This window comes from Pseudomonas sp. B6001 (assembly GCF_013386015.1).
Lineage (GTDB): Bacteria > Pseudomonadota > Gammaproteobacteria > Pseudomonadales > Pseudomonadaceae > Aquipseudomonas.
Genome location: NZ_JACAOX010000009.1, coordinates 176,074 through 189,612 on the forward strand (window position 1 = coordinate 176,074; position 13,539 = coordinate 189,612).

Below are 13,539 nucleotides of genomic sequence, written 5' to 3' on the forward strand. Positions count from 1 at the left end.
GTATCTTTTTCGGAAACTGAATAATATTAAGCAATACGTTCACGTTTGGAGAATGACTTGGATCTGGTCCAGCTGGAAATTTTCAAAGCCGTTGCCGAGCAAGGCAGCATCAGCGCTGCCGCGCAATTGATCCATCGCGTGCCGTCGAACCTGACCACGCGGATCAAGCAATTGGAGCAGGACCTGGGCGTGGACTTGTTTATTCGCGAGAAGAGCCGGCTGCGGTTATCGCCGGCCGGGTGGAATTTCCTCGGGTATGCCCGGCGCATTCTGGATCTGGTGCAAGAGGCCCGGGCGACGGTGGCGGGGGAGGAGCCCCAGGGCGCGTTTGCGTTGGGCTCGCTGGAGAGTACGGCGGCGGTGCGTATCCCGGCGTTGCTCGCGGCGTATAACCAGAAGCACGCCAAGGTCGAGCTGGACCTGACCACCGGGCCGTCCGGCACGATGATCGAGGGTGTGTTGTCGGGGCGGCTGGCGGCGGCTTTTGTCGATGGGCCGGTGTTGCACGCGACGCTGGAGGGCGTGGCGGTGTTCGAGGAGGAGATGGTGGTGATTGCGCCGTTGCATCACGCGCCGATCACCCGGGGGCGGGATGTGAGCGGGGAGAGCATCTACACGTTTCGTTCGAACTGTTCGTACCGGCATCACTTCGAGCGTTGGTTTTCACAGGATGGCGCGGTGCCGGGGAAGATCTTCGAGATGGAGTCGTACCACGGGATGCTCGCCTGTGTGAGTGCCGGTGCCGGGTTGGCGCTGATGCCGCGGAGCATGCTGGAGAGCATGCCGGGGTTTACGGCGGTGAGTGTGTGGCCGCTGACCGATACGTTCCGGATTCTGAATACCTGGCTGATCTGGCGCCGGGGTACGGTGTCGCAGAGCCTGAACAGTTTTGTGCAGTTGCTGGAAGAGCGTGGCTTGGCCCTGGCATCGTCGCCGTAGCAGCTGTCGAGCTTCAGCGAGGCTGCGATGGCGTCGGTACAGTCGACATTTATGGTGCCTGACCCACCGCTATCGCGGCCTCGCTGAAGCTCGACGGCTCCCACATTTGATCTTTAGTCAGCCGCCAAACTGCAGGGTGCCCATGGCCGATTTGGCGATCAGGGCGCCGGTATCCAGTTGCATCAGTCACACAGGTCCCGTGTGGGAGCTGTCGAGCTTCAGCGAGGCTGCGATGGCGTCGGCACAGTCGACATTGATGGTGCCTGACCCACCGCTATCGCGGCCTCGCTAAAGCTCGACGGTTCCCACATTTGGTTTTGGTCAGATGCCAATTGCAGGGTGCCCATGGCCGATTTGGCGATCAGGGCGCCGGTACCCAGTTGCATCAGTCACACAGGCCCCCTGTGGGAGCTGTCGAGCTTCAGCGAGGCTGCGAAGGCGTCGGCACAGTCGACATTTATGGTGCCTGACCCACCGCTATAGCGGCCTCGCTATAGCTCGACGGCTCCCACATTTGGTCTTGGTCAGCCGCCGAACTGCAGGGGGGCTGCTTGCACCAGACAAAAGGCCAAACCGATTGCTGGAGGAGCGTTCAAGAGGTGGGGTGAGGTTGATGTGTTCTCGACTACGCTGATGGCTAGTGGCCTTAGGCCGTTTGCCAGTAGGGAAGGGAAACCATGCTTAAGCCTCCAGGCTCGAAAATCGTTGAGTCGCCGACAAAGGACCGTTTTTTTCAACGCCTCATATTCTGGGTGCCGCTGGCGTTCACATCGGTCCTGGTGTTTGGAGGGTTGAGTGAAGGTTTTCTCAATCTGAGGTGGGCCAATGCCTTGGTGGGTGGGCTCGCAGAAGCGCTGCCGTCGATAGAGAAATGGGCGCAACGCTCGTACTTCCCGCCGGTGACCAAACTGATCTTTTCACTGGCTTGGCTGTTCAGCGTTTTCTATGGGGTGCTGATTGCGCGCTGGGGGCCTTATCGAAGGGCCTTCCTGCGTTCACTGGTCAATCGACGGCGCCATATGGCGGTCTTGCCGGTGGCGACCATGATTGGCGTCGGAATGTCCTGTTTAACTGTGGCTTTCCCGGAAGAGCCCGATTGCACCCGCAAATGCCTTTATGAGTCCCCGCTGATTCAGGTGCTCTATTCGTCAGCAGGGTCGGCTTTTTTGGGTTACGGCCTGGCGATGTTGTACTGGTGGCTGCGTCACTTCTCCAGGATTCACTTCGACAGGCCCGCGGGCAACTAGTTAGCCGCCGAACTGGAAGGTGCCCATGGCCAGCTTGGCCATCAGGGCGCCGGCGCCCAGTTGCACCAGCCATAAGGCCAAACCACCGAGGAATACGCCGAGCGCGACTTGCAGCACCAGGCTTTTCTGGCGCTTGGCGGGTGGTGGGCGCGGGGTGAAGTGGTCCAGTTCGTCGCGGTCGGCACGCAGGTCCAGGTCGTCGTTTCTCATAGGATACTCAAGGGGAAGGGACTGTCTTGCTGTCAGTCTAGGGGCAGCGGACTGAAAGCAGCGAATTTTTAGGGGCTGAACACCCGCTCATGAAGGCAAACCACCCACCCTGTGGCGAGGGAGCTTGCTCCCGTTGGGCTGCGCGGCAGCCCCAGTTCAGGCACCGCATTCATTCATAAAGTTCACGGTGGCAGGTTTTGGGGCCGCTTCGCAGCCCAGTGGGAGCAAGCTCCCTCGCCACAGGGGGCGCGGTTTTCAGAATGAAAAAGGGGAAGCCATTGGCTTCCCCTTTTTTTGCATCACAACAGGCTTACAGCACCTGAACGATGGCCTTGGTCACGGCATCGATGTTCTTCTGGTTCAACGCCGCCACACAGATACGACCGGTATCCAGCGCGTAGATACCAAACTCGCTACGCAGGCGTGTCACTTGTTCAACGCTCAGGCCGGAGTAGGAGAACATCCCGCGCTGGCGACCGACGAAGCTGAAGTCGTGGCCCGGAGCAGCCTTGGCCAGGTCAGCCACCATCTGCTCGCGCATGCCGCGAATGCGCAGGCGCATTTCCGCCAGTTCGGCTTCCCACTGGGCACGCAGCTCAGGGTTGTTCAGCACCGCCGCCACAATCGCCGCGCCGTGGGTCGGCGGGTTGGAGTAGTTGGTGCGGATCACGCGCTTGACCTGGGACAGGATGCGCGCGCTTTCTTCCTTGGAGTCGGTGACGATGGACAGGGCGCCCACGCGCTCGCCGTACAGCGAGAACGATTTGGAGAACGAGCTGGACACAAAGAAGGTCAGGCCCGACTCGGCAAACAGGCGCACCGCAGCGGCGTCTTCGTCGATGCCGTCGCCAAAGCCCTGGTAGGCCATGTCGAGGAACGGCACGAGGTTTTTCGCCTTGACCACGTCCAGCACTTGTTGCCAGTCGGCCGGGCTCAGGTCGACGCCGGTCGGGTTGTGGCAGCAGGCGTGCAGCACGACGATGGACTGTGGCGGCAGGGCGTTGAGGTCTTCCAGCAGGCCGGCGCGGTTTACGTCGTGGGTGGCGGCGTCGTAGTAACGATAGGTTTGCACCGGGAAGCCGGCTTTTTCGAACAGCGCCTGGTGGTTTTCCCAGCTCGGGTCGCTGATGGCGACGACGGCGTTGGGCAGCAGTTGCTTGAGGAAGTCAGCGCCGATTTTCAGGGCGCCGGTGCCGCCGACCGCTTGGGCGGTGATGACGCGGCCGGAGCTGATCAGCGGCGATTGCGCGCCGAACAGCAGCTTTTGCACGGCCTGGTCGTAGGCGACAATACCGTCGATCGGCAAGTAGCCACGGGCGGCGTGTTGCGCCACGCGAATGGCTTCCGCTTCGGCAACGGCACGCAAGAGTGGAATCTTCCCCTCCTCGTTGCAGTAAACGCCCACGCCAAGGTTCACCTTGGTGGTTCGGGTATCGGCGTTGAATGCTTCGTTGAGGCCCAGGATTGGATCGCGTGGTGCCATTTCGACAGCGGAGAACAGGCTCATTTTTGCGGCAGCTCTATAGAGAGTGGAGGGACGTGTCGCGCTCCAGCCGAATGCACTAGAGCGGTGCACAAACGGGGAGCTAGTATAGAGGCCATCACTGCTCACGGCGACAGCCGAAACGGCTTTTCGGCCAAGTTTTTCGGTTTATTTACCGACCGTTAGTCTTATTGCAACATGGGTGACCAACGGCATGTAGGACGATTGCCTTGAAACCCGTCACATTCGCCTCCACTTCTACAGCTATCATGGTTTTTTCCTGCAACCTGCGCCGAACAGTCGCGGGTCGCGGTCTTTTTCGTCCCCGTTGCTTTTTCCGGCCCCGGGGTGACTCAAGAGGTACGTTATGTCGGATTTCCAGCTAGTCACCCGTTTCGAGCCTGCCGGCGATCAACCGGAAGCCATCCGCCTGATGGTCGAAGGCATTGAGGCGGGCCTCGCGCACCAGACCTTGCTCGGGGTGACCGGCTCCGGCAAGACTTTCAGCATCGCCAACGTGATCGCCCAGGTGAACCGCCCGACCCTGGTGCTGGCGCCGAACAAGACCCTGGCCGCGCAGTTGTATGGCGAGTTCAAGGCGTTCTTCCCGAACAACGCGGTGGAGTACTTCGTTTCCTACTACGACTACTACCAGCCGGAAGCCTACGTACCGTCGTCCGACACCTTTATCGAGAAAGACGCCTCGATCAACGACCACATCGAGCAGATGCGGCTCTCGGCGACCAAGGCGCTGCTGGAACGCAAAGACGCGATCATCGTCACCACGGTGTCGTGCATCTACGGCCTGGGCAGCCCGGAAACCTATTTGAAGATGGTGCTGCACGTCGACCGCGGCGACAAACTCGACCAGCGCGAACTGTTGCGTCGCCTGACGAGCCTGCAATACACCCGCAACGACATAGATTTCGCCCGGGCGAGCTTCCGCGTGCGCGGCGATGTGATCGACATCTACCCGGCGGAATCCGACCTGGAAGCGATCCGCATCGAGCTGTTCGACGATGAAGTCGAGAGCCTGTCGGCCTTCGACCCGTTGACCGGCGAAGTGATCCGCAAGCTGCCGCGCTTCACCTTCTACCCGAAAAGCCACTACGTGACCCCGCGCGAAACCCTGATGGGCGCCATCGAGGGCATCAAGGCTGAGCTGGTGGAGCGCCTGGAATACCTGCGCTCCAACAACAAGCTGGTGGAAGCCCAGCGCCTGGAACAGCGCACCCGCTTCGACCTGGAGATGATCCTAGAACTGGGCTACTGCAACGGCATCGAAAACTACTCGCGCTACCTCTCGGGCCGCGAGTCCGGGCAGGCGCCACCTACCTTGTTCGATTACCTGCCGGACGATGCCTTGCTGGTGATCGACGAGTCCCACGTCAGCGTGCCGCAGGTGGGCGCGATGTACAAAGGTGACCGTTCCCGTAAAGAGACCCTGGTGGAATACGGCTTCCGCCTGCCATCGGCGCTGGATAACCGGCCGATGCGTTTTGACGAGTTCGAAGGCATCAGCCCGCAGACGATTTTTGTCTCGGCCACGCCGGGTAACTACGAGGCCGAACATGCCGGGCGGGTAGTTGAGCAACTGGTGCGCCCGACCGGCCTGGTGGACCCGCAAATCGAAATCCGCCCGGCGCTGACTCAGGTGGATGATCTGCTTTCGGAAATCACCAAGCGCGTGGCCCTGGAAGAGCGGGTGCTGGTCACCACGCTGACCAAGCGCATGTCCGAAGACTTGACCGATTACCTGGCCGACCACGGCGTGCGCGTGCGTTATTTGCACTCGGACATCGACACCGTGGAGCGCGTGGAAATCATCCGCGACCTGCGCCTGGGCGCCTTCGATGTGCTGGTGGGGATCAACCTGCTGCGTGAAGGCCTGGATATGCCGGAAGTGTCCCTGGTGGCGATTCTGGATGCAGACAAGGAAGGCTTCCTGCGTTCCGAGCGCTCGTTGATCCAGACCATTGGCCGGGCGGCGCGCAACCTGAATGGCCGGGCGATTCTGTATGCGGACCGGATCACCGGTTCCATGGAACGGGCGATTGGCGAGACCGAGCGTCGTCGCGACAAGCAGATTGCCTACAACCTGGAGCATGGCATCACGCCGAAGGGTGTGTTCAAGGATGTGGCCGACATCATGGAAGGCGCAACGGTGCCGGGTTCGCGCAGCAAGAAGCGCAAGGGCATGGCCAAGGCTGCGGAGGAGAATGCCAAGTACGAAGCGGAATTGCGTTCGCCGAGCGAGATCACCAAGCGTATTCGCCAGCTGGAAGAGAAGATGTACCAGTTGGCGCGGGATCTGGAGTTTGAAGCGGCGGCGCAGATGCGCGATGAGATTGGCAAGTTGCGGGAGCGGTTGCTGGCGGTCTGATGATCGTTCCCACGCTCTGCGTGGGAAAGCAGCCCGGGACGCTCTGCGTCCCAAGAGCGGACGCGGAGCGTCCAGTGAGGCATTCCCACGCAGAGCGTGGGAACGATCTTCAAGCTCTTTGTGGCGAGGGAGCTTGCTCCCGCTGGAGTGCGAAGCGCTCCCAGAATTTTGGGGCCGCTTCGCAGCCCAGCGGGAGCAAGCTCCCTCGCCACTACAAGCTCCCTCGCCACAGGTTATTTCAGTGGGCTTCCCCAGCCTTAAGCCCCGCCGGCAACGCCTTGGTCAACAAGATCGCCACCATACTGATCCCCAACGCCAACCCTACAAAATGGAACGCATCGTTATAGGCCATGATCTGCGCCTGCTGATGCGCTATCTCACTCAACTTGCCCAACGCCGCCGTCTCACTGCCAAACGTCTCCGTCAGCCTGGCCATGCGCTCTGCCACCTGTGGATTGGTCGGCACAATCGCCTCACGCAGGTAATCAAAGTAGGTCTTGGTGCGTGCATCCAGCAGCGTCGCCAGCAACGCAATCCCGATCGCCCCGCCCAGGTTTCGCAGGATATTGAACAGGCTTGACGCCGACCCCGCGTCCTTCTGCATGATGTATGCCGTGGCAATCAGCGAAATTGTCACCATGATCAACGGCTGCCCCAGCGCACGGATGATCTGGATGCGGTTGAACTGGTCGCCGGCAAAGTCCGGGTTCAGCACCCCCGATGAAAAACTCGCCAACCCGAACAGCCCGAACCCCAGCGTACACAGCCATTTGGGCGACACGTACTTCATCAGCTTGGGCACCAGCGGAATCAAAAACAGCTGCGGAACCCCCATCCACATGATCACTTCGCCGATTTGCAGGGCGTTGTAGTTCTGGATCTGCGCCAGGTACAGCGGCAGCAGATAAATCGAGCCATACAACCCCACGCCCATCCCCAGGCTCGAAATGCTCGATAGCCCGAAATTACGATTGCCGAGGATGCGCAGGTTGATCAGCGGGTTGGGCTTGGACATCTGCACGATCACAAAGGTGATCAAGCTCAACAGGGCGACGGTGCCCAGGCTGACAATCAGGCTGGATTCCAGCCAGTCCTTGCGATGGCCTTCTTCCAGAAACACCTGCAAACACCCAAGGCCTACGGCCATGGTAAGGATGCCGAGATAGTCGGTGCTTTTGAGCAAGTCCCAGTTGGAGTCCTTTTTCTCCAGGCCGTACAGCAGCCCGGCGATCATGATCAGGCCCGGTGGGATGTTGATGTAGAAGATGTATTCCCAACCCCAGTTTTCCGTGAGCCAGCCGCCAATGGTCGGGCCGATGGACGGGGCGAAGGTGGCGGTCATGGCGAACATGGCCATGCCTTTGGCGCGGTGATGTTCGGGCAGCTTGATCAGCGTGAGGGTGAACGCCAGGGGGATCAGCGCGCCGCCGGTAAAGCCCTGCAGCGCGCGGAATACGATCATGCTTTCCAGGCTCCAGGCCATGGAGCACATCAGCGAGGCGATCAGGAACCCGCCCGAGACCCACACCGCCAGCCGACGCGCCGACAGCAGCTGCACCAGCCAGGCGGTGAGGGGGATCATGATGATTTCGGCCACAAGGTAGGAGGTGGAAATCCACGAACCTTCTTCCAGGGTGGCCGACAGTGCGCCTTGAATGTCCTTGAGGGACGAGTTGGTGATCTGGATGTCGAGCACCGCCATGAAGGCGCCGAGCATTACGCTCATGACTGCTATCCAGTCGCGCCGGCTCGGCTCGCCTACCGGCGGCAGCAGTTGATCACCGGCCATCGTGCGGGTCTTGGATATTCACTTTGACCGTCACCGACATGCCCGGGCGGATTTTGCCCTGCAGCGGGTTGTCGGTGGCGAAGGTCAGTTTGACCGGAATCCGTTGTACGACTTTGGTGAAGTTGCCCGTGGCATTGTCCGGCGGCAGCAGGCTGAATTGCGCGCCGGAGGCGCCGAACAGGTTGGCGACGCGGCCTTCGATTGGAGTATCGCTGTAGGCGTCGAATGTCAGCTCGGCTTTTTGCCCAGGCTGCATGTGGCCGATCTGGGTTTCCTTGAAGTTGGCCTGCACCCAGATGTCCTGGTCCGGGACGATCGACAGCAGGTAGGCGCCGGCCTGTACGTATTGACCGTTGCGCGCGGCACGCTGGCCGATCAGGCCGCTGATGGGCGCGTGGATTTCGCTGCGGGTCAGGTTCAGTTCGGCCTGGGCCAGGTCGGTCCTGGCGTTGGCGATCATCGCGTCGAGGCGCTTGATCTCGGCGTTCAGGGCGTTGACCTGCTGGCGCTGGCCCTGCAGGTCGGCCTGGGCCATGGTCACCTGGGAACGGGCGATGTGGTTGTCGGCGTCGAGGGTGGTGACCCGTTCTTCGGAGACATAGCCGGGTTTGCGCAGGGTTTGTGCGCGGTTCAGGTCGATCTGCGAGCGGCCGAGGGTGGCCTGGCTGGACGAGACCTTGGCTGCACCGGCGGCGATCAGGCTGGCTTGCTGGGTCAGTTTGCTCTGGGCCTGCACGCGCTCGGCTTCGCGCATGGCCAGGGCGGCGTTGGCGCGGTCGACGGCGAGGTGGAAGTCGTCGCCTTCGAGCTTGACCAGCAGTTGGCCTTTTTCCACGTGCTCGTTGTCGCCCACCAGCACCTCGACGATGCGCGCACCCAGTTGGCTGGAGACCCGGGTGATCTCGCCCTGGACGTAGGCGTTGTCGGTGCTTTCATAAAAACGGCCCTTGAAGAACCACTGGGCGAAAAAGCCCCCGGCGATCAGGACCACGATAAACAGGAAGATAAACAGGCGGCGTTTGAGCGGGGCAGGCATGGCAATAATGTCGTCGACAAAAGGTAATGGAATATAGCCAGCGAACGGTCTGGCAAATAGCCATGTCGAGACTTGAGACCGGAGCTTGTCTCATATGCCCTTTGTTCGCCTCCCCACGCTGGAGCCCAAGGGCTTGGGGCTGTTACCATTCGCCCCTTGTTTCATTTTCAGTTTTATCGCCAATTCGAGACCCGCCATGACCACCGTCCGCACGCGCATCGCGCCATCGCCTACTGGGGATCCCCACGTAGGTACTGCTTACATCGCCTTGTTCAACTACTGCTTTGCCAAGCAGCATGGCGGTGAATTCATCCTGCGGATCGAAGACACCGATCAACTGCGCTCCACGCGCGAGTCGGAACAGCAGATTTTCGATGCCCTGCGCTGGTTGGGCATTACCTGGGCCGAAGGCCCGGACGTCGGCGGCCCCCACGGCCCGTATCGCCAGAGCGAGCGCAGCGACATCTACAAGCAGTACACCCAGCAACTGGTCGACATGGGCCACGCCTTCCCGTGCTTCTGCACCGCCGAAGAGCTGGACCAGATGCGCGCCGAGCAACAGGCCCGTGGTGAAACCCCGCGCTATGACGGCCGCGCACTGCTGCTGTCGAAGGAAGAAGTGGCCCGGCGCCTGGCTGCCGGTGAGCCGCACGTTATCCGCATGAAGGTGCCGAGCGAAGGCGTGTGCGTGGTGCCGGACATGTTGCGCGGTGACGTCGAGATCCCGTGGGACCGCATGGACATGCAAGTGCTGATGAAGACCGACGGCCTGCCGACGTACTTCCTGGCCAACGTGGTGGACGACCACCTGATGGGCATCACCCACGTACTGCGTGGCGAAGAGTGGCTGCCATCGGCGCCGAAACTGATCCTGCTGTACGAGTACTTCGGCTGGGAACAACCGCAGCTGTGCTACATGCCGCTGCTGCGTAACCCGGACAAGAGCAAGCTGTCCAAGCGCAAGAACCCGACCTCGGTGACTTTCTACGAGCGCATGGGCTTCATGCCCGAAGCGATGCTCAACTACCTGGGCCGCATGGGCTGGTCGATGCCGGACGAGCGCGAGAAGTTCTCGTTGCAGGAAATGGTCGATAACTTCGACCTGTCCCGTGTGTCCCTGGGTGGGCCGATCTTCGACATCGAGAAGCTGTCGTGGCTCAACGGCCAGTGGCTGCGTGACCTGCCGGTGGAAGAGTTCGCCAGCCGCGTGCAGCAGTGGGCGTTGAACCCCGAGTACATGATGAAGATCGCGCCGCTGGTGCAGGGCAGGGTGGAGACCTTCAGCCAGGTCGCACCGTTGGCGAGTTTCTTCTTTGCCGGTGGCGTGAACCCGGACGTGAAGCTGTTTGAGTCGAAGAAACTCTCGGGTGACCAGGTTCGCCAGTTAATGCAGTTGATCCTGTGGAAGCTCGAAAGCCTGCGCCAGTGGGAGAAGGATGCGATTACTGCGACTATCCAGGCGGTGGTTGAATCCCTGGAGCTGAAATTGCGCGATGCCATGCCGCTGATGTTTGCCGCGATCACCGGGCAGGCGAGTTCGGTGTCGGTGCTCGATGCGATGGAAATTCTGGGCCCGGACCTGACTCGCTTCCGTCTGCGCCAAGCCCTTGATTTGCTTGGTGGTGTGTCGAAGAAAGAAAACAAGGAATGGGAAAAGCTGCTGGGCGCTATCGCTTAAGTACGCTGTTGTAACGGGCAAACCCCGGTTTTCCGGGGTTTGCTCGGTAAGTGATTGTTATCTCGGCAAAAAATTTTGAAAATTGTTGAAAATAAATTTGACACGTTTCGAATACGCCATTAAGATTCGCCCCGTCCTCACCGACGAGGGGCTATAGCTCAGCTGGGAGAGCGCTTGCATGGCATGCAAGAGGTCAACGGTTCGATCCCGTTTAGCTCCACCAATTTACAGGTTCAAGGTCTGGCCACACCGTCCTTGAATTCGATCAGACTCAGCCTGATCACGTTGTATAGAAGGTTTGTGTCCCCTTCGTCTAGTGGCCTAGGACACCGCCCTTTCACGGCGGTAACAGGGGTTCGAGTCCCCTAGGGGACGCCAGTTTCAACAAGCAGTTCGAAAGGTCTGCTGCGCCGCGAGGCGAAAAATCCGGGGCTATAGCTCAGCTGGGAGAGCGCTTGCATGGCATGCAAGAGGTCAACGGTTCGATCCCGTTTAGCTCCACCAATTTACAGGTTCAAGGTCTGGCCACACCGTCCTTGAATTCGATCAGTTCTCAGCGCTGATCAGTTGTACAGAAGGTTTGTGTCCCCTTCGTCTAGTGGCCTAGGACACCGCCCTTTCACGGCGGTAACAGGGGTTCGAGTCCCCTAGGGGACGCCACGATTACCCGCTCTGCGGGATTTTTAAGGGTCATTCAATTATTGAATGGCCCTTTTGTTTGTCTGGCGTTTGGCCAATCCTCCTTCCTTTTTCCCTGAATGTTCTTCTGACCAATGGTCATGCCTGTGGCTTGCGAAATATTATTATGGTAATAATATTCGAAGCATGAGATTCGGAGGCAACGATGAACGATAAAAAAGCGCAAACCCGCGAACGCATTCTGCAAGCTGCCGGCGCCGCCCTGGTACAACGCGGCCCGGCCGAGCCGAGTGTGGGTGAAGTCATGGGCGCGGCGGGGCTTACCGTCGGCGGTTTCTACGCGCACTTTGAAAGCAAGGACGCACTGATGCTGGAGGCCTTCACCGAGTTGCTGGCCCGGCGTCGCGCCGCCGTCGATGACATGGACTCCTCGCTGACCGGTGAAGAGCGTCGCGCGCTGGTCGCAGCGTTCTACCTGTCGCGTAAACACCGTGACTCCACCAGCCAGGCGTGCCCGATCCCGTCCACCGTGGGCGAGATGAGCCGCCTGCCGGACGAATTTCGCCAGGCCTTGAACGAACACTGCGAACTGATGGCAGCACAGCTGGCCGCCAGCCCGGAAGACACCGACAAGGCCCTGGCCGACATGGCGCTGATGATCGGCGGCTTGTCGCTGGCCCGCGCCCTGGGCCCGGGTGAGTTATCGGATCGTGTATTGCGTGCGGCCAAGTCCGCAGTGCGTTAAGAACGGCTTCTGGCCTGAGGGATGAGCGATGGGCACGTTGAAATGGATTCGTGGCGTCAATGGCACCTTGGGCCGGCTGGCGCCGCACACCGTTGCCAGCAAGATGCGTCGGGTGTTCATGACGCCTCGCGATTTGCCGCCCCGTGACTGGGAGCTGCCGCTGCTGGCGCAGTCCGAGCGCATCACTTTGCGTTTCGGCCTGTCGGCGCTGAAGTGGGGCCAGGGCCCTGCGGTGCTGTTGATGCACGGCTGGGAAGGGCGCCCGACGCAATTCGCCAGCCTGATCAGCGCATTGGTGGACGCGGGTTATTCGGTGGTTGCGCTGGACGGCCCGGCCCACGGGCGTTCGCCGGGGCGCGAAGCCCATGTGCTGCTGTTTGCCCGCGCCATGCTGGAAGCGGCTGCCGAACTGCCACCGCTGCATGCGGTTGTCGGTCACTCCATGGGTGGGGCCAGCGCGATGTTGGCGGTGCAGTTGGGCTTGCGCACCAAGGCGTTGGTCAGTATCGCCGCACCCTCGCGGTTTCTCGACGTACTGCGCGGCTTTGCCGGCATGGTCGGTTTGCCGGCGCGAGCGCGTTCGGCGTTTATCCAGGAGGTCGAGCTGACGATGGGCATGCCCCTCAAGCACCTCGATGTCGCCCACTATCAAATGAATATCCCGGGCCTGATCGTGCATGCCGAAGACGATACCTTCGTCTCGGTCAAGGCTTGCCAGGTCATCCATGACGCCTGGTTCGACAGCCGCCTGCTGCGCCTGGAGCAGGGCGGGCACCAGAAAGTGCTGGCGGATCCGCGTGTGATCGAAGGCGTGCTGGCGCTGCTGGCCGGCCGCCACGTGCCGGAGCGCCAAACCGCCTGAGCCATGGGTTACACTGCTCGCCGCCGACATTAATCGACCGGGAGCACCCCATGGGCTGGGATTTGGCAACGCCGTTTATCATTGATCTGCAGGTCGGTGCCGACGACATCGACGGTCTGGGGCACGCCAACAACGCCGTTTACGTGTCCTGGCTCGAACGCTGCGCCTGGCGCCATTCCCAGCGCTTGGGGTTGGACCTTAGCGAGTACCGCAGGCTGGATCGCGCGATGGCCGTGGTGCGTCATGAGATCGATTACCTCGCCGCCGGTTACGAAGGCGATGAGCTGCAGTTGGCGACCTGGATCGTCGACTGGGACCAGCGCCTGAAAATGACCCGACGCTTCCAGCTGGTACGCCCGCGTGATGGCGCTACCTTGCTGCGAGCGCAAACCACCTTTGTCTGCATCGAACTGTCCAGCGGCAAGCCCAAGCGCATGCCGTCGGAATTTCTTGAGGGTTATGGCCCTGCGCTGCAAGGCGAATTACCTGCCAGCGTCTGAAACCAGTAAACTGCGCCACGTTTTTCGT

The 13,539-nt window shown here is 60.8% G+C and carries 11 protein-coding genes and 4 tRNA genes; 11 read left to right on the plus strand and 4 right to left on the minus strand.

What is annotated here, in order from left to right; translation table 11 throughout:
* Positions 1–57: 57 nt before the first annotated feature.
* On the plus strand, positions 58–939 hold the full coding sequence (locus HX821_RS11705) for a LysR family transcriptional regulator (protein WP_177035786.1): 882 nt from the start codon (positions 58–60) through the stop codon (positions 937–939).
* 677 nt (positions 940–1,616) lie between these two features.
* The gene (locus HX821_RS11710) at positions 1,617–2,186 is read left to right on the plus strand and encodes a hypothetical protein (RefSeq protein WP_087694344.1); all 570 of its coding nucleotides are present in this window, start codon (positions 1,617–1,619) and stop codon (positions 2,184–2,186) included.
* On the opposite strand, the gene HX821_RS11715 is transcribed toward HX821_RS11710, so the two are convergent.
* Together HX821_RS11715 and HX821_RS11720 are read right to left on the minus strand one after the other, a co-directional pair.
* Complete coding sequence (locus HX821_RS11715; protein WP_017478782.1) at positions 2,187–2,396, minus strand: hypothetical protein; 210 nt, start codon at positions 2,394–2,396, stop codon at positions 2,187–2,189.
* A gap of 310 nt (positions 2,397–2,706) precedes the next feature.
* Positions 2,707–3,903 (minus strand): amino acid aminotransferase, encoded by a 1,197-nt coding sequence (locus HX821_RS11720; RefSeq protein ID WP_003214471.1) that lies wholly within the window; start codon positions 3,901–3,903, stop codon positions 2,707–2,709.
* A gap of 343 nt (positions 3,904–4,246) precedes the next feature.
* Between HX821_RS11720 and uvrB the strand changes: the two genes are divergently transcribed.
* Positions 4,247–6,262 carry an excinuclease ABC subunit UvrB gene (gene uvrB / locus HX821_RS11725; protein WP_003214470.1) on the plus strand — a complete coding sequence of 672 codons (2,016 nt, stop codon included), beginning with the start codon at positions 4,247–4,249 and terminating at the stop codon, positions 6,260–6,262.
* A gap of 238 nt (positions 6,263–6,500) precedes the next feature.
* Here the strand turns inward: uvrB and HX821_RS11730 are convergent, their stop codons facing one another.
* Together HX821_RS11730 and HX821_RS11735 are read right to left on the minus strand one after the other, a co-directional pair.
* Positions 6,501–8,051, minus strand: coding sequence for an MDR family MFS transporter (locus HX821_RS11730; RefSeq protein WP_102368517.1), 1,551 nt, complete (start codon positions 8,049–8,051; stop codon positions 6,501–6,503).
* On the minus strand, positions 8,041–9,087 hold the full coding sequence (locus HX821_RS11735) for an HlyD family secretion protein (RefSeq protein WP_008438770.1): 1,047 nt from the start codon (positions 9,085–9,087) through the stop codon (positions 8,041–8,043). Before HX821_RS11735 ends, HX821_RS11730 begins: the two co-directional genes overlap by 11 nt.
* A gap of 196 nt (positions 9,088–9,283) precedes the next feature.
* Between HX821_RS11735 and gltX the strand changes: the two genes are divergently transcribed.
* The 8 genes from gltX to HX821_RS11775 all read left to right on the plus strand — a co-directional run bounded on the left by gltX (position 9,284) and on the right by HX821_RS11775 (position 13,511).
* A complete protein-coding gene (gene gltX, locus HX821_RS11740) occupies positions 9,284–10,765 on the plus strand; it encodes a glutamate--tRNA ligase (RefSeq protein WP_003214464.1) in 1,482 nt (493 codons plus the stop codon).
* 147 nt (positions 10,766–10,912) lie between these two features.
* Positions 10,913–10,988 (plus strand) — tRNA-Ala (locus HX821_RS11745).
* A gap of 79 nt (positions 10,989–11,067) precedes the next feature.
* Positions 11,068–11,143: transfer RNA gene (locus HX821_RS11750), tRNA-Glu, on the plus strand.
* A 50-nt stretch (positions 11,144–11,193) separates the two neighbouring features.
* Positions 11,194–11,269: transfer RNA gene (locus HX821_RS11755), tRNA-Ala, on the plus strand.
* An 80-nt stretch (positions 11,270–11,349) separates the two neighbouring features.
* Positions 11,350–11,425: transfer RNA gene (locus HX821_RS11760), tRNA-Glu, on the plus strand.
* Between the two features lie 184 nt (positions 11,426–11,609).
* Positions 11,610–12,149: a TetR/AcrR family transcriptional regulator gene (locus HX821_RS11765; RefSeq protein ID WP_003214462.1), complete on the plus strand. Its 540-nt coding sequence runs from the start codon at positions 11,610–11,612 to the stop codon at positions 12,147–12,149.
* A 28-nt stretch (positions 12,150–12,177) separates the two neighbouring features.
* The gene (locus HX821_RS11770) at positions 12,178–13,011 is read left to right on the plus strand and encodes an alpha/beta hydrolase (protein ID WP_087694341.1); all 834 of its coding nucleotides are present in this window, start codon (positions 12,178–12,180) and stop codon (positions 13,009–13,011) included.
* Positions 13,012–13,061: 50 nt separating this feature from the next.
* Positions 13,062–13,511: a thioesterase family protein gene (locus HX821_RS11775; protein ID WP_003214456.1), complete on the plus strand. Its 450-nt coding sequence runs from the start codon at positions 13,062–13,064 to the stop codon at positions 13,509–13,511.
* The last annotated feature ends 28 nt before the right edge of the window (positions 13,512–13,539 follow it).